The organism is Fretibacter rubidus, from assembly GCF_041429785.1.
GTDB classification, from domain to species: Bacteria; Pseudomonadota; Alphaproteobacteria; order Caulobacterales; family Maricaulaceae; genus Fretibacter; species Fretibacter rubidus.
This window is the reverse complement of sequence record NZ_CP163423.1, coordinates 1006808-1021712: the sequence shown is the minus strand read 5'-3', so window position 1 is coordinate 1021712 and position 14905 is coordinate 1006808. Positions and strand designations below refer to the sequence as shown.

Annotated in this window: 15 protein-coding genes; 3 read left to right on the top strand and 12 right to left on the bottom strand. The window is 52.9% G+C overall.

What is annotated here, in order from left to right; genetic code table 11:
- Window positions 1-116: 116 nt before the first annotated feature.
- Genes AB6B37_RS04865 through dusB form a run of 3 tightly spaced genes read right to left on the bottom strand, consistent with a single transcriptional unit; the run spans window position 117 to window position 3512 of the window.
- Window positions 117-1430, bottom strand: coding sequence for a sigma 54-interacting transcriptional regulator (locus tag AB6B37_RS04865; RefSeq protein ID WP_371397771.1), 1314 nt, complete (start codon window positions 1428-1430; stop codon window positions 117-119).
- Window positions 1420-2508, bottom strand: coding sequence for a nitrogen regulation protein NR(II) (locus tag AB6B37_RS04860; protein ID WP_371397770.1), 1089 nt, complete (start codon window positions 2506-2508; stop codon window positions 1420-1422). The genes AB6B37_RS04865 and AB6B37_RS04860 overlap by 11 nt, the downstream gene beginning before the upstream one ends.
- Window positions 2505-3512, bottom strand: a complete 1008-nt coding sequence (gene dusB, locus AB6B37_RS04855) for a tRNA dihydrouridine synthase DusB (protein WP_371397769.1) — start codon at window positions 3510-3512, stop codon at window positions 2505-2507. The genes AB6B37_RS04860 and dusB overlap by 4 nt, the downstream gene beginning before the upstream one ends.
- Window positions 3513-3574: 62 nt before the next feature.
- On the opposite strand from dusB, the gene AB6B37_RS04850 reads away from it, so the two are divergent.
- Together AB6B37_RS04850 and AB6B37_RS04845 are read left to right on the top strand one after the other, a co-directional pair.
- Window positions 3575-4738 carry a bifunctional 2-C-methyl-D-erythritol 4-phosphate cytidylyltransferase/2-C-methyl-D-erythritol 2,4-cyclodiphosphate synthase gene (locus AB6B37_RS04850; RefSeq protein ID WP_371397768.1) on the top strand — a complete coding sequence of 388 codons (1164 nt, stop codon included), beginning with the start codon at window positions 3575-3577 and terminating at the stop codon, window positions 4736-4738.
- A gap of 40 nt (window positions 4739-4778) precedes the next feature.
- Entirely contained in the window at window positions 4779-5342 is a 564-nt protein-coding gene (locus tag AB6B37_RS04845; protein ID WP_371397767.1) for a CinA family protein, read from the top strand.
- Window positions 5343-5353: 11 nt separating this feature from the next.
- Here AB6B37_RS04845 and AB6B37_RS04840 read toward each other — a convergent pair whose 3' ends face one another.
- The gene (locus tag AB6B37_RS04840) at window positions 5354-5881 is read right to left on the bottom strand and encodes a type II toxin-antitoxin system RatA family toxin (RefSeq protein ID WP_371397766.1); all 528 of its coding nucleotides are present in this window, start codon (window positions 5879-5881) and stop codon (window positions 5354-5356) included.
- On the bottom strand, window positions 5881-6867 hold the full coding sequence (gene lipA, locus AB6B37_RS04835) for a lipoyl synthase (protein ID WP_371397765.1): 987 nt from the start codon (window positions 6865-6867) through the stop codon (window positions 5881-5883). The genes AB6B37_RS04840 and lipA overlap by 1 nt, the downstream gene beginning before the upstream one ends.
- A gap of 152 nt (window positions 6868-7019) precedes the next feature.
- Here lipA and AB6B37_RS04830 point away from each other — a divergent pair, with 152 nt between their 5' ends.
- The gene (locus AB6B37_RS04830; RefSeq protein ID WP_371397764.1) at window positions 7020-8132 is read left to right on the top strand and encodes an acyltransferase family protein; all 1113 of its coding nucleotides are present in this window, start codon (window positions 7020-7022) and stop codon (window positions 8130-8132) included.
- Here AB6B37_RS04830 and lpdA read toward each other — a convergent pair.
- The 7 genes from lpdA to AB6B37_RS04795 form a co-directional block, all read right to left on the bottom strand.
- Window positions 8119-9513 (bottom strand): dihydrolipoyl dehydrogenase, encoded by a 1395-nt coding sequence (lpdA, locus tag AB6B37_RS04825; protein ID WP_371397763.1) that lies wholly within the window; start codon window positions 9511-9513, stop codon window positions 8119-8121. The genes AB6B37_RS04830 and lpdA overlap by 14 nt on opposite strands.
- Before the next feature lie 97 nt (window positions 9514-9610).
- Window positions 9611-10627, bottom strand: coding sequence for a hypothetical protein (locus AB6B37_RS04820; protein ID WP_371397762.1), 1017 nt, complete (start codon window positions 10625-10627; stop codon window positions 9611-9613).
- 134 nt (window positions 10628-10761) lie between these two features.
- Window positions 10762-12141: a pyruvate dehydrogenase complex dihydrolipoamide acetyltransferase gene (locus AB6B37_RS04815; protein ID WP_371397761.1), complete on the bottom strand. Its 1380-nt coding sequence runs from the start codon at window positions 12139-12141 to the stop codon at window positions 10762-10764.
- A 9-nt stretch (window positions 12142-12150) separates the two neighbouring features.
- Window positions 12151-12525 (bottom strand): hypothetical protein, encoded by a 375-nt coding sequence (locus AB6B37_RS04810; protein WP_371397760.1) that lies wholly within the window; start codon window positions 12523-12525, stop codon window positions 12151-12153.
- Between the two features lie 61 nt (window positions 12526-12586).
- Entirely contained in the window at window positions 12587-13984 is a 1398-nt protein-coding gene (locus AB6B37_RS04805; protein ID WP_371397759.1) for a pyruvate dehydrogenase complex E1 component subunit beta, read from the bottom strand.
- Entirely contained in the window at window positions 13984-14415 is a 432-nt protein-coding gene (locus AB6B37_RS04800) for an MAPEG family protein (RefSeq protein WP_371397758.1), read from the bottom strand. Before AB6B37_RS04800 ends, AB6B37_RS04805 begins: the two co-directional genes overlap by 1 nt.
- Complete coding sequence (locus tag AB6B37_RS04795) at window positions 14415-14903, bottom strand: DUF3291 domain-containing protein (RefSeq protein ID WP_371397757.1); 489 nt, start codon at window positions 14901-14903, stop codon at window positions 14415-14417. Before AB6B37_RS04795 ends, AB6B37_RS04800 begins: the two co-directional genes overlap by 1 nt.
- Window positions 14904-14905: the final 2 nt, after the last annotated feature.

Here is a 14905-nt window from a genome sequence, read left to right as displayed (position 1 = left end):
GCCAACTGTTACTTCTTTAGCGCAGTGTTGCAATAAATCAACACATCTTCGGTTGTGCACGATGAACAATTAGACAGAATGGTCGCCTCAATGGCTTCAAAATCATTGAATTAAGCCTATTGAATATCGAGGGATTTTAACCGTGTTCGTAATGTATTGCGGTGAATGCCCAATCGGTCTGCCGCCTTGGCACGGTTGCCACCTGTGACGCGCAGAGCCTCGACAATCAGCGGCCGTTCGACCCATGCAAGCGCCTCTTGATAGGGGGTTTCGGCATTTGGGTCTCGCGGGCTATTTAAAAGCTGTCGGCAATTATCTTCCAGCAGGTCTGTCAGATGCTGGCTTTCCTCTGATGTTTGGTGCGGCGCAATATCTTTGGAAAATTCCTGCAAAACCATATCAGCCGTAATCACGTCATCGGAGTAAAGCACAGACAGACGGCGCACGAGATTTTCGAGCTCGCGCACATTACCGTCCCAACTATGACGGTGCAGAACGTCCAAGGCTTCCGTTTCAAAGCGTCTGTTTCCCTCTGGTGAGGTTTGGGACAAAAACGCTTCCGCGAGTTCATAAGTGTCACGTTCGCGGGCTGATAAATCCGGAATACGAATTTCAGCCACATTAATCCGAAACAAAAGATCATCGCGAAACTGTCCCGCTGCTGCCATTTTACGCAAATCTTTGCGCGTTGCTGACAGGATTCGTGGACGGCTATGATTTGGGATATATTCTGCTTCGGTCAAAAGGGCCAAAAGGCCTTCTTGCTGGACGGGGGTCAATTCCGCGACCTCGTCAATATAGATGTCACCGCCATTGACTTTTTGTAGGGTCAGAGACGTGTTTGAAAAATCGCTATTTCGAATGAACGGACGCTCTCGGCGCGGGCCGCCGTCATGCAAAAGCCGCGCGACAAGGTCTTTGCCTGTCCCAACAGAACCCGTAATCAGGCAAGGCAGATCGCCAGAGGCAAAGCGCGACACGGCGCGGTAAACTGGCTGCATCGCGGCACTGCGCCCAATCATGGGTAATTTTCCAAGTTCGGCCCGCATGCGCGATTTACGCGGATTAACGCTCTGGCCTGCACGCGACACAGCATTAGTGACATCATCCAGATCAAAGGGTTTTGGAATATATTCAAAGACTTTATGCGTACCGGATTTCAGCGCCGTATTGACGGTATTATTGGCGCTAATGACGATGACGGGCATGTTAGGGCGCGCTTTTGATATTTCCGGAAGGCGTTCAAAAACCTCACGCCCGCCCATCATGACGTCGGTGACAATAATATCACCCTGACCCGCTTCCGCCCACTTCACCAATGTCTCTGCGTTATCTGTGGCACGCACTGTGTGCCCCGCCCGGGTAATGGCCTTAGACAAAACGAGCCGCACACTATCATCATCATCGGCCAGTAGGATTTCATATTTCATCGTTTGCTCCGTCAGCTAAATCTGTGAGGGTCAAGCCCGGCAATAGAAGTGAGAACACCGTCCGTCCGGGCCGCGATTTCAATTCAATCAGCCCGTCATGGGCAGCGGCCACTTTGGCGACCAGTGCCAGGCCCAGCCCCTGTCCGCTGGGTTTATCGGTTACAAAGGGCTGAAAAATCTGCTCGCGTATTTCGGGCGGAATACCAGGGCCGTCATCCGATATACGAATTTCAATGGGTAGGCCTTGGTCGGGTCTGCCAGAAAAGCCCTTACGCACCACGCCAGAGCGAAACGATGTGCGCAGCGTAATCTCGCCGCCCTGCCCGCCATGCTCTAGCACTTCGGCGGCATTTTTTATAAGGTTCAGCAGCGCTTGCATCAACGTATCGCGGTCACCCAATGTCTCTGGCAGGGACGGGTCATAGTCCTCGGTAAAGACGATGTTACTGGACACAGTCGCCTGCATCAGCTTCCTCGCATCGCGCAGAATTTCGTGAATATTCACAAGGCTGAGGTTTTCAGGATTACGATCCCCCAACGTTTCCATACGGTCCGCCAAACGGCGGATGCGGTTAATCTCTGAGCCAATCAAATCGATCAGCTTTTGACCTTCATCCGTTTTCACGTCATCGCGCAGCAATTGTGCCGCGCCGTTTATCCCCGCAAGCGGGTTTTTAATCTCATGGGCGAGCATCCGCCCCATGGCCGATACGGCAATATCATTGGCCGCCGTCTCGTTCGGTTGCGCGGCAGCGAGCGATACAATCATCCCGACAAAGCCACCGCTGGGAAATAAAGTTAGATGCACGCGTTCATCGGCCATATTGGTGCGCGCCAGAATATAGCCGCGAAGGCTGACCGCACCGCGACTGATGACGCAGCGTTTCGCCGCCTCAATGATTGGCTCGCACGGGCTGAGGTGCTCAGACAGTGAGGTTCCGATGATGGCCTTTGCGGAATGCCCGACCCAATCTTGGCTTTCCATGTTCACCCAAGCGATGTCCAGACTATTGGGATTGAACACAAAAATCGGTGACGGGATATCGTCTAAGAGCAAATTTAAATCTAGGTCACTCATGCGGCCTGCTCAAGGCTCGCGCGGGAGAAACACTCGGACAGCGTTTCAATCACAATGTCAGGGTCATTCGTGCGGGCAATTTTACTGCGCAGCGCCTCTTGCATATCAGATGACAAGCCCGGCGCATGTTCAACATAGCCGACCAAATGTTTGCGCGCTTTTCGAATGCCGCGCCGCTCTCCGTAAAAGTTGAGCATATCGCGGTAGTGGCTCTGCGCGACCGCCATACGCTGCTCTAGCGGTAATGGCGGCGGCACGTCTAGGCCGTCTACCCGCGCCGTAATCGCGCCTATGTGCCAAGGCCGCCCGATCAGGCCCCGCCCAACCATCACGCCGCGCGCGCCTGATTGCTCCAGCGCAGCTTGCGCGTCATCAGGCGTATTAATATCACCGTTTACGATGACGGGAATATCCACGGCCTCGACCACTTTGCGCACGGCGGCCCAATCGGCGTGGCCCTCATAAAATTGGCAGCGCGTCCGACCGTGAACGGTGACCATACAGACACCCACATCTTGCGCGCGGCGGGCCAGTTCGGGGGCGTTTAAGCTATCATCATCCCAGCCTAGACGCATCTTTAAGCTGACAGGACGAATAGTGCCTGCCAGTGTTGCTTCGATGAGTTCCACCGCGTGGTCCAGGTCGCGCATGAGGGCCGAGCCTGATAGGCCCGACGTCACTTTGCGCGCGGGGCAGCCCATATTGATATCAACAATATCAGCGCCCGCCTCTTCCGCCAGCTTTGCGCCGCGTTCCATCCAATAGGCGTCCCGCCCGATGAGTTGTATCACCAGTGGATAAATTTCGTCTTTGCCCGCAGAACGTGCTTCCCCGTCGCCGTTACCGCGGCTTAGGCCTTCGCTGGCCACCATTTCAGACACCACAAGGCCCGGCTGAAACTGTTGCATAATACGACGAAACGGCAAATCCGTCAGCCCCGACATGGGGGCGACAAGGACATTTGATGCCAATTCATGCTTGCCGATTTGGATAGGATTCGCCATGACTAGCCCATAGGTGAGTTTTCAGACTTGCACAATATTTCAGCACGGAAAGCGCGGGATAATTGCCTAAAATTGCACAAATTATAGTCGCCGCTGGCAAAGGTGCACGAATTGGGGGCGATATTCCCAAACAATACCGCCTGCTGGGTGGAAAAACGGTTTTAGAACGCACGATAGCAGCGACGCTCAGTTCCGGATTAATAGATTATACGGTCGTTGTCATAGCCGCGGGCGACACGAAAGCCGCCGATGTGTTGTCCAATTTCGACGTGCATTTCGTCACAGGCGGCGCAACCCGCACAGATAGTGTCAAAGCGGGGCTTAGCGCGCTAAAAGATGACGCGCCAGATTATGTCCTCATCCATGACGCTGCACGACCCTTTGTCAGTGCAGACTTAATTGCGCGCCTTGTCGAGGCGCTTGCCACGCATCAGGCATCTGTCCCCGTGCTGCCCTTAGTTGATGCGGTGAAAACCTATGATAAGGACGCCATTGGGACCGATATAGACCGCGCAGGGCTGCGGGCCGTGCAGACGCCACAAGCCTTTCACTACGCCGACATTGTCAACGCCTTTAACGCAGCGCCCGCTGATGCTAGCTTTGCCGATGACATTGCGGTCGCCAAAGACGCAGGACTATCTATTGCTGCAGTAAACGGGTCACGCGACAATATTAAACTGACCTATATTGAAGACTTCACCCGCGCCGAGAGAGAGTTGATGAGCGATACCAACAGCCGATATTTTGCCACGGGCACAGGGTTTGATGTCCACCGGTTTACAGAGGGCGGCACAATGTGGCTCTGCGGTGTGCCGATTGAGTGCGGCTATACGCTGTTGGGTCATAGTGACGCTGATGTGGGGTTACATGCGCTGACGGATGCTATTTTAGGCGCAATTGCAGACGGTGATATTGGCGACCACTTCCCGCCGTCCGATCCAAAATGGAAAGGTGCAAGTTCGGATAAATTTCTAGACTTTGCAGCACAGCGCGTCACAGAGCGCGGCGGGCGGATTGAACATGTTGATGTTACATTGATATGCGAGAAACCCAAGATTAAACCCCACCGCGAGGCCATGCGCGCGCGCCTTGCCGAGATTTTAGGGCTATCTTTAAACCGAGTCAGTGTTAAAGCCACGACAACAGAAAAACTGGGCTTTACGGGTCGCAGCGAAGGCATGGCCGCACAAGCCAGCGCGACCGTTAGCCTCCCGGAGACGGTCTAATTTACATGACACGGCCTCATTAAGAAGAAACGAAACGATTATGAAAAACCCGACACTTGCCGATATATTTAAGCTTGCCGCAGAAGTTTTAGACAAAGCCAAAGCGCAAGAGCTAAAACTTGCAACAGCAGAAAGCTGCACAGGCGGGCTGATTGGGGCCGCAATTACGTCTATTCCGGGATCGTCGAGCAATTTTCGCGGCGGCATTATCGCCTATGATAATCTGGTCAAAACCAATGTTCTGAGTGTGCCGCATGGCATGATTCAAAAATACGGCGCAGTTAGTAAATTTGTGGCGGGCTCTATGGCCAAAAATGTGCTGGATGTGGTCAAGGCCGATATGGCTGTGTCTGTGACAGGTGTTGCAGGGCCAAGCGGCGGCAGTAAAGAAAAGCCCGTTGGCACGGTGTGGATTGGCCTCGCCTTTCGCGATGACAATGCCCCCAATGGCGTCAATGTCACGTCACGCTTGATGAATTTCAAAGGCATGGACCGCAATAAAGTGCGCGACGCGACATGTTATGAAGCGCTTTACACGATCAAAAAAGCGCTGGATGCCAAAGCCAGTGTTCCAGCGACAACACCGTCAGATACGCAAGACTAAACCAGCCGCGTCTAAATTAAACGGGTAAGCGGCAAGCCAAGTTGCCTTACTTCGGCGGGCATATTCAAACCGTCTTGCCCGACAATCGGCAAGGTTTCTCTGGCATGGTCTATGAAATAACCCATGATTTTGGCAGCCGCTTTGTCGAACTTTTCGCGTGCAAGCATTTCTAGCGGGAAGGCCTTTAAGCGCACATCGACATCAAAATCCACTAATGTGGAGCCGTCCGAGAGCGGATGAAAAACCCAGTCATTGCGCAGCGATTTCACGGCACCACCGCGATTTGATTTTGTCACAGATATGGTGCGCGCCTTGTGATCGACACTCACGAGCGAGCCAAAGGTTTCGCTGATAAATTTGTAAGCCACAACGGCGTCAGCCTCAAATTTTTGTAACCCCTCACCTGCGGCCAAGCGTTTGGTAATCCGCGCAGCAGAGATAAGCGAGATAAAATCGGGATAGCGTTCGACATCGGCCACCATCGCTAAGACATCGTCCGGTGCGTGAGGCACGCGTTGCAATAAAGCAGCCTGCGGCATTAGCCGTTTTGGGCTTTGCGTGCCGCCGCCAATTTCGCAAAATCACTATCGGCGTGATAGGATGACCGCGTGAGCGGACTGGATGATACCAGCAAAAAGCCTTTGGCTCTGGCTATCGTCTCATAGGCCTTGAACTCTTCTGGGGTCACGAAACGGTCAACGGCAGCATGTTTGCGTGTTGGCTGAAGATACTGCCCGATGGTCAGAAAATCGATACCCGCGCTGCGCATATCGTCCATGACTTGCATCACCTCTTCTTTCGTCTCGCCGAGGCCCACCATCAAACCCGATTTGGTAAACTGGCTGGGGTCGCGCTCTTTGACCCGTTCTAGCAAACGCATAGAATGGTAATAGCGCGCGCCAGGGCGAATTTTCAAATATAGGCGCGGCACAGTTTCAAGATTGTGATTAAACACATCAGGCCGCGCGTCGATTACCGTATCTAGCGCGCCGTCTTTACGCAGGAAATCAGGTGTCAGAATTTCAACTGTTGTGCCAGGCGAATGGGCGCGGATCGCGTTGATGACATCAACAAAATGCTGCGCGCCGCCGTCCGTTAAATCATCACGGTCAACGGATGTAATAACGACGTGTTTAAGCTCCATTTCCTTAACAGAGATACCAATCTTCTCAGCCTCTGCAGGGTCAACGGGGCCGGGCAAACCTGTTTTGACATTACAAAAGGCGCAGGCGCGTGTGCATGTGTCGCCCAAAATCATAAATGTCGCGTGCTTTTTCTCCCAACATTCACCGATGTTGGGGCACGCCGCTTCTTCGCAAACGGTCACAAGACCTTTGCCGTGCACAATCTTGCGCGTTTCGGCATAACCTTTGCTGGTCGGAGCTTTTACCCTGATCCAAGACGGTTTGCGCAGGACTTCTGTCTCTGGACGGTTCGCTTTTTCGGGGTGGCGCGGGCGCTCTGTCTTCGCGGTTGGCGTGGGGCTTTTCGCGGCGCTATTTCGTTTATCAATTAGGACTGTCATAACGTTTAAATGGGCCTTACGGGCGCACAAAACAAGCGCTTTTTGCCCGTAATTCAAAGGCTAAACACACTCCACGCGCGACATTGTGGCTCAATTTTTGCATTTACTTAAGGGAATTTTGATACCGTATTTCATCGGTGGGGAGAATATCCATGTTTCAATGGGTTAAAATAAACGACGGGCATGATAATTTTTTCACGCCCCTGCGACTGCTTTTTGCGGTGATGGTGGTTATTGGCCACGCCTATGTTATCGCCCTTGGCGACCAGCAGGCAGAATTTAATCTCTTCTTTGGCTATAAACCAAGCTATCTGGCCGTAAACCTGTTTTTCATAGCGTCAGGTTTTTTAGTAACAAAATCAATGCTTTACCGCCGCGACGTTGCTGAATATAGCTCTGCGCGCATCCTGCGTATCTATCCCGCCCTATTTATTCATGTGCTGTTTGTGATGTTTGTCATGGGACCGTTTGTGACCAGCTTGCCGCTAAAGCAGTTTTTCACAGACCCGCAATTTTATACGCAACCCCTGCAAGTTCTATCCTTTTACCAAGCTCAAATGACTTTACCGGGCGCGCTTGAAACCAATGCAGAACAGCTTGGCTCTGCCCCATTATGGACATTGCGCTATGAGATTTTGGCTTATATCGGCACAGTTACCGCCTTCGCGCTGGGCCTCATGAAGCACCGTTGGATGATTGGGGCACAATTTTTGGTCTTTGCCGCCGCTTGGCCGCTGGCGCATATCAGCGGTCTTTATGACATGCTGCCAGGGACGGGGCAGAATATGCTGCGCTTTGGGATTTGCTACGGCCTAGGCGCGGCCGTCTATGCCTATCGCGAACATCTAAAGTTCAATATTATTGGCGTTATTATTATGGGCGCAATCGCCGCCCTCACACACAAGACCCTCATATTTGAAGTCACCACAGCTATGTTTTTGGGGTACTTCGTTTTTTGGGCCGCCTATGTAAAAGCCCCAAAACTTGACGGATTAAAGCATCTGTCTGACACGTCATATGGCATTTATATCTACCATTGGTGCATCATGCAGTGGTTGTTCTACACCATGCCAACGCTCAGCCCGCTGGCCTTGATTGCGATTGCGCTACCCATCACAATTGCGCTCGCCTATGCAAGCTGGATATTTATTGAAAAACCCATGCTGACCCGCAAGACGCGCTTTGCCGAAACATTGCGTTTCCGCCGCAAAAAAAATCATAGCCCCCGCCGAATAGGCTGTAAGCTACCGTCTAAATATGGATGACTTTGCCGTAAGCATCTAGCACCGCTTCATGCATCATTTCAGACAGCGTTGGATGCGGGAAGACTGTTTCCATCAAATCTTCTTCGGTCGTTTCTAGTTGACGCGCGACAGTATAGCCTTGAATTAATTCCGTGACTTCTGCGCCGATCATATGCGCGCCTAAAAGCTCGCCCGTCTTCGCGTCAAAGATAGTTTTTACAAGGCCTTCTGGCTCGCCAAGGGCAATGGCTTTACCGTTACCCATGAACGGGAAACGCCCGACTTTGATGTCATACCCCGCCGCTTTGGCTTGGGCTTCGGTGTGGCCGACACTGGCAATTTGTGGGTGGCAATAGGTGCAGCCCGGAATGGAATTTGCGTCGAGCGGATGCGGATTTCCGCCAGCAATTTTCTCTATACAGATTATCCCTTCATGAGACGCCTTATGCGCGAGCCACGGCGGGGTGGTGACATCGCCAATGGCGTAAAGCCCGGGGACGCCTGTGCGGGAAAACTCATCCACTGTGATATGGCTGCGGTCAATTTTCACGCCAAGCTCTTCTAGGCCCATGTTCTCAACGTTGCCGACAATACCAATAGCGAGGATGACACGGTCAAAATTATGGCTTTCGTCTTTGCCGTCCACGGACAACACAGCCGTAACATCATTGGTGTTTTTCGTGACGGATTTAACTTGTGTTTTGGTCTTAATGCTAAGCCCGCGTTTCTTAAAGGCGGCTTCGGCGAGGCCTGAAATTTCTGCGTCTTCGGCTGGCAGGATGCGGTCGACCATTTCAACTACAGTGACGTCCGCGCCAAATGCGTCAAAAAAGCTCGCAAATTCCATACCGATTGCGCCCGACCCGATAACCAATAAACGCTTTGGGATTGTATCAGGCACCATGGCCTCGCGCGCGGTCCAGATGAACTTTCCGTCGGGCTCCAGACCCGCCGCAGGGATTGTGCGTGCCCGCGCACCTGTGCCCATAATGACATGTTTGGCGGTATAATCTTTGCCCTCAACAACAACGGTTGGGGCGTCTTTGCCCGCTTTAAGCGATGCAAAACCCAGAATGACCGTGATTTTATTTTTCTTCATTAAGAATTTCACGCCGCCTGATAATTGCTTTGCAATATCGCGGGAGCGTTTAACAATAGCGGGCAAATCATAGCCAGCTGTCGCGGTCAGGCCGTAGTTTTTGGCGTGCTGCATTTGGTGATAAACTTCGGCAGAGCGGAGCATCGCTTTGGTCGGGATACAGCCCCAGTTCAGGCAAACACCGCCCAAATCGGCGGCCTCGATAATGGCTGTTTTAAACCCTAATTGGCTCGACCGAATAGCGGTGACATAGCCGCCAGGGCCAGATCCCACGATAATTACATCAAAATTTTGCTCAGCCATAGGACACTCCAAAGCGCGGTCAATCTCAACGCTTTGTATAGACGCAAATGGGGTGTTTTATAAGGGTTTAATCGCGATTAATTACGGGATTAAGCGTCTAGTTTTGACGCGGGTCCTCTTGCCATGCGCTGGGGAGGCGTTCAGGCGCAATCATCGCCTCAATGACTTGCAAACGCATGAAATCCCGTAATTCTGGTTCGTCCACTGTGTTGATGGTTTTAAACGCCATCCCCGACAGGCCTTTTTGTGCAAATGCGACGGCAATCCGACTTTTGGCGGTGTAATTCATATCGACTTGGGAAATTTCGGCGAGCGCCTTTTCCGCTTCGACAAAATTATCCTGACGCAATGCATATTCCAAAATCCCAAAATAGGCTTGGTCGCGCAATTCTGGCTTTGATATACGGCCCGCCTCTTCAAAGGCAACGGCCAGAACACGGTCATCTGATGCGGCGCCGCGCGGATATTTATCATATTGCGGCACGCCTTGGGCGCGCTCAACCTCGGCAGGCTTGACCTCGACCAAGATACCGTCTTCGATTTTAAAATAACGCGGCGTATCAGATCTTGTCTGATCAGAAGCACCGATAATATCATTGAGCATATCTGCGGGCTCTACGGCTTTATCAGCGACAGCTTTGGGCGGCGTTTCGGGTTTGGCTATTACCTGCGGCGTTTGCGGCGTCTGCGGCTCTGGCTGCGTATCAGAGGCAGGCTTGTCGCGATTACGAAGATATTGATCCAGCCAGCGTTTCTTCGGTGGCTCCGCATCAGTCTCCGCGATTTTGGTTGCGGCCTCGTCTTGCTCACGCACCTCTGGGCCGCGCTCTACGCGTTTATCTGTAATAGTATCGCGCAGGCTAGGGAGGCGTTTGACGGTATCGTCATCCGTAGCGGAGGTATCGTCGTTGGATGATGTCACACGCAAAGTGTTAGTCGCCCGATCTGTCGCTACTGTCTCAGGCGCTGAGGTATTACTCAATTGGCTAGCATTTGTAGATGTCGGATTGTTCGCCCCGTCATTCGATCCATCATCTGGCAAGGTGCCAAAATACATAACACTGCCCGCTGTGGCGGCGGATAAAAGCCCTAAAAATAGCGTTTTAACAATCATATCAAACCCCGGCCCGCATCATCTTGCAGCCAAATTCACGCGTTAACTTATGGTTAAGTATAAATTAAGCCGAAATTGGGGCAAGGCCATACAACAGTCAGGGAGCAAGCTTCCCCTGTCAGGGGAAGGAGCCTTTAGAGCATCATGGTAATGGGCTGCTCGATATAACGCTTAAAGTGGCCGAGCCATTGTGCGCCAAGCGCCCCGTCAACAACGCGGTGATCACAGGTCAGCGTGACCGTCATGACCGTTGCCACGGCCAGCGCGCCGTCTTTCACCACGGGACGCGGTGCCCCTGCCCCGACGGACATAATCATGCCGTGCGGTTCATTGATGATAGAGCCAAATTCTCGAATACCAAACATGCCCAGGTTAGAGACAGAAAACGTCCCGCCTTGATATTCTTCGGGCTTCAGCTTTTTGGTTTTCGCCCGCCCTGCGAGGTCTTTCATCTCTGTTGAAATGGTCGACAGGCCTTTGTTATTGGCTTCGCGCACGATAGGTGTAATCAGTCCGCCGTCCACGGCAACCGCCACGGCGACGTCGGCATTTTTGTGATAGGCAATTCCGTCGGGCGTATAGCTGGCGTTAGCGCGCGGCTCATGCTTTAGCGCTAAGGCACAGGCGCGGATGATCATATCATTGACCGATATTTTCACGCCTTCGGGCGCTTGGGAATTCAGTTCTTTACGCATGGCGAGCAAGCCGTCGATTTCGCAATCAATTGTCAGCGGGAAATCGGGGACATTGTTATTAGATTCGGATAGGCGCTTGGCGATAACTTTGCGCATGCCGTCCAGCGGTTCCAGATCATAGCTGCCTTGGACAATGCCGCGCTTGGCAAGATAATCCGCAGCCCCACCAGAAAGAGGCATACCCACTTCTTGGCCCGCGCTTTCAGACGTTGATGTCGTCGCAGACTGTGGCGCGGATTGAGGCGCAGATTGGGAATTTGCCGCCTCGGCTTTCGGTGAAGATTTCGGCGCGGCTTTGGCGGCTTCAATATCCGCCTTTACGATACGCCCGCCGGGGCCAGTGCCTGTCAGGCTCGCAAGGTCAAGCCCTGCGTCTTTGGCAAGACGTTTGGCCAGCGGTGACGCTTTGATGCGGTCGCCGCTATGACTGGCTTGCGGAGCAGGGTCAGACTGCGGTGCCGCTTTCGGCGCGGGGTCTGGCTGCGACGCGTCTTTGGTCTGGGTTTCGGTTGCAGATTTAGAGGCAGCCTTCGGCGCGCCGCCCGCTTCAAATCCGTCCAAATCGGCCTCGGTCTCGCCCTCTTCTAGCAATATCGCGATGGGGGCGTTGACTTTCACGCCCTCGGCTCCGCCCGCGACGAGCAGCTTGGCAATCACGCCTTCCTCAACCGCTTCGACTTCCATCGTCGCTTTGTCGGTTTCAATCTCGGCCAACAAATCGCCAGAGGACACAGTATCGCCCTCGGCCACAAGCCATTTAGACAAAGTGCCTTCCTCCATCGTGGGCGAAAGCGCGGGCATGAGTATTTGGATTGGCATAGTTTACTCCTATTTCCCAGCGAGGGGCAAATCAGCGAAGACAGTTTTACAGATACCGTCGAAATTATGAGACGCTTTTTTATTTACGGTATCGCGCGTTACGCATTGATAATTTACCGATGCCGACACGACAAAGCCCTCTAAATTAGAGCCTTCTCTGATGCCCACCTCTGTATTTTTAATCGTATTTGGGCTGCACCCTTGTGACACCACGTTTGTAATGCGCGCCCGAACTAACGATAGTTCAGCAGCAGTCAGTTCTGCTGGGAAGCTTTGCTCGCATCTCAATCCGCGTTCTGCTCCGTCATTCGTCATAGATTGAGAGGTGGATATTTTAGACTTTGTGTCCGGTGCAGAAACGTCAGTTGGTTGTTGAGGTGGCACAGGCGAAGGCTCTTGAGAACACCCAACAAGACCGCAACACATTGCAATAATTGCAATGTGTTTAAACATAACAAACCTTCTTAGCCGCATCCACGACATCCTGCGTATTCGGCAGGCTTAGTGCTTCTAGGTTCGCAGCGTATGGCAGGGGCACGTCTTTTTGGAAGACGCGTGCGGGCGGGGCATCGAGGTAATCAAACGCTTGGTCGATGACGCGCGCGGCGATTTCTGCGCCGATACCGCTTTGACCCCAGCCTTCTTCGGCACAGACGAGGCGGTTGGTTTTCTTCACCGATTCAATCACAGTATCAGAATCAAGCGGGCGGATTGTGCGTAGGTCGATGACCTCAGCAGAAATACCCTCTTCCGCGAGTTTTTCGGCGGCCTCTAGGCAACGCCCGACCATGCGCGAATGGGCGACAAGTGTTACATCTGTGCCCTCAACCCGCACTTTGGCTTTGCCAATCGGGATTAAGAAATCATCCATATCAGGCACGTCAAAGCTCTCGCCATACATCAATTCATGTTCCAAAAACACAATCGGATTAGGGTCACGAATGGCGGATTTTAACAATCCTTTGGCATCGGCGGCGTCATAGGGCGCGACGACTTTCAGGCCCGGAACATTGGCATACCATGATGAATAGTCATGGCTGTGTTGCGCGCCAACACGGGACGCGGCACCATTGGGGCCACGGAACACAATCGGACAGCGCATCTGACCACCCGACATATAAAGCGTTTTGGCGGCAGAGTTGATGATGTGATCAATCGCCTGCATGCCGAAATTCCATGTCATAAATTCAACAATCGGCTTTAGGCCGCCCATCGCTGCGCCGACACCGATACCGGCAAAACCGTATTCTGTAATGGGTGTATCGACCACGCGGCGGCTGCCAAATTCTTGGAGCAGCTCGCGCGTGACTTTATAAGCGCCTTGATATTCGGCGACTTCTTCGCCCATGACAAAAACGGCCTCGTCCCGGCGCATTTCTTCGGCCATGGCATCCCGCAAGGCGTCACGCACGGTGGTCTCGACCATTTTGATATTAGACGGAATGTCAGGGTCTTTGGCAATAACTTGGGCCTTTGGCGCGGTAGCGGGCTTGGCCTCTGGGGCCTGTGTCGGGGCTTGCTCTGGCGTTTGCGGCATAGCGACCGCAGGCGCTTTTTCAGGCGCTGCATCACCGGGGCTGCCAAGATCAGAGGCGCTCTCTCCGTCCTCAAGTAGCTGCAAAATTACCGCGCCAACTTTGACATTGTCTGTGCCCGCCGCGACCACGATCTTGCCAACCGTGCCTTCGTCGATGCTCTCGACTTCCATTGTGGCTTTGTCGGTTTCAATTTCTGCCAAGATGTCGCCAGAGGTGACGGTATCGCCCTCGGCCACGAGCCATTTAGACAACGTTCCCTCCTCCATGGTGGGGGACAAAGCGGGCATTTTAATATCAATAGCCATTAGCGCGTAACCTCTGGTGAAAATGGTAGGATTTGTAAGAAAATTAGGATGATACCTATGATGGACACGAACCAAACAAGGGTACGGACCCACGGCACACCGAACCAATAAAGCGGTGCAAAGGCGACACGCGCCCAGAAAAACAGTGCCGCGCCCAATGCCGTCATGGCATTAAACGCCCCCAAATGTGCCGCCGCTAAAACCAGTGGCGCAAACATCATCATGCCTTCGGTCATATTGGCTTGCGCACGTTTTGCGCGGCTATGGAAAGGTGCGTAACCGTCACTTGGCAAAGTATCGCGCGCGCCAACCAAGTCCCCAAGCGATACCTTGCCAGCCGCGGCAGCTAAAAAGGCACCTGTTGATTGTGAGAGGATCATCACAAAATATAGCGCAACAGAGGCGATAAGATAGGAGATTTCGATGGGCATTAGGCACAATCCTTTTTTGGGAAGCTTGGCGTGATAGGCTGGCCTTCGGCGCTAAACGGCATAGCAAATGTAAAGGCATGGGGGTTTGGCCCGTTGTCACGCAAATCATCTAACCGCGCTTTGGCCTCGGTTAATGGGGGAATGTGACCGTCCTCGACCCACCACAACACAAAATGCTGTTTTGGCATATCGACAAAATTTTCCCGATTATCTGTCATGACTTTGGCGTGGGCGGTTTTATACACGAAGCTAAACAGCGCCTCGACACTGTCCCATACCGACATATTTACCAATGTTGTGTCGTCGCCCGGCAAGCGCAGAGATAACGCACCGTCAATATCTGCATCATCATCGGTTAATCGCCAGATAAAACCGTCCGTTCGGTCCGCAAGCGCATTAATCGCGTCAATGCGGCCCGTGAAAGGCTGCATTTGCGGGTCGTCCATCGCGACGACGCCTTCGGCGATATTAAGCTGCGCGAGCTGCAAGG

Bases quoted from the DNA above. Each gene is read 5' to 3' on its own strand.
- AB6B37_RS04865 (WP_371397771.1), bottom strand. From the start codon at position 1,430: ATGAAATATGAAATCCTACTGGCCGATGATGATGATAGTGTGCGGCTC.
- AB6B37_RS04860 (WP_371397770.1), bottom strand. From the start codon at position 2,508: ATGAGTGACCTAGATTTAAATTTGCTCTTAGACGATATCCCGTCACCG.
- dusB (WP_371397769.1), bottom strand. From the start codon at position 3,512: ATGGCGAATCCTATCCAAATCGGCAAGCATGAATTGGCATCAAATGTC.
- AB6B37_RS04845 (WP_371397767.1), top strand. From the start codon at position 4,779: ATGAAAAACCCGACACTTGCCGATATATTTAAGCTTGCCGCAGAAGTT.
- AB6B37_RS04840 (WP_371397766.1), bottom strand. From the start codon at position 5,881: ATGCCGCAGGCTGCTTTATTGCAACGCGTGCCTCACGCACCGGACGAT.
- lipA (WP_371397765.1), bottom strand. From the start codon at position 6,867: ATGACAGTCCTAATTGATAAACGAAATAGCGCCGCGAAAAGCCCCACG.
- AB6B37_RS04830 (WP_371397764.1), top strand. From the start codon at position 7,020: ATGTTTCAATGGGTTAAAATAAACGACGGGCATGATAATTTTTTCACG.
- lpdA (WP_371397763.1), bottom strand. From the start codon at position 9,513: ATGGCTGAGCAAAATTTTGATGTAATTATCGTGGGATCTGGCCCTGGC.
- AB6B37_RS04820 (WP_371397762.1), bottom strand. From the start codon at position 10,627: ATGATTGTTAAAACGCTATTTTTAGGGCTTTTATCCGCCGCCACAGCG.
- AB6B37_RS04815 (WP_371397761.1), bottom strand. From the start codon at position 12,141: ATGCCAATCCAAATACTCATGCCCGCGCTTTCGCCCACGATGGAGGAA.
- AB6B37_RS04805 (WP_371397759.1), bottom strand. From the start codon at position 13,984: ATGGCTATTGATATTAAAATGCCCGCTTTGTCCCCCACCATGGAGGAG.
- AB6B37_RS04800 (WP_371397758.1), bottom strand. From the start codon at position 14,415: ATGCCCATCGAAATCTCCTATCTTATCGCCTCTGTTGCGCTATATTTT.